1 protein-coding gene is annotated in these 400 nt (G+C 73.0%); it reads right to left on the bottom strand.

From position 1 onward, the window contains the following. Window positions 1-400 (bottom strand): tetratricopeptide repeat protein (locus F6S12_RS33060; RefSeq protein WP_315870030.1); only part of this gene is annotated, 400 nt, incomplete at both ends.

Genomic DNA, 400 nt, shown 5'->3' on the forward strand with positions numbered 1-400 from the left:
GGGTGCTGCCGGGCCAGGCGCAGGGCCGGTTCCGGCAGGCGCGCCCGCTGCAGGGCGTAGATGTATTCGCGGATGACTTCGGGCTTGTCGCCAGCGCGGATAAACGCCTGGTCGTATGCGGCCAGGGCGTCATAAGGCTGGTTGGCGCGGGTCAGCGCGTAGCCCAGGGCCAGGCGCCGGTTCGGGTCATCGGGCTTGGCCGCCACCAGGGCCTTGGCCCGGGCCACGGCTTCGGCCGGCTGGCCGGCATCGGCCTGGGTCAGGGCCAGCCCCAGCTGCAGGTCGGCGTTCTGCGGGTCGCGCTGCAGGGCCAGGCGATAGACCTGGGTGGCGTTGTCCCACTGCTTGAGGTTGCGATAGGCCCGAGCCGTGGCGGCCAGCGCCTGCGCCGGCAGCACCC

This window comes from Pseudomonas sp. JV245A, from assembly GCF_032424515.1.
Lineage (GTDB): Bacteria > Pseudomonadota > Gammaproteobacteria > Pseudomonadales > Pseudomonadaceae > Aquipseudomonas > Aquipseudomonas protegens.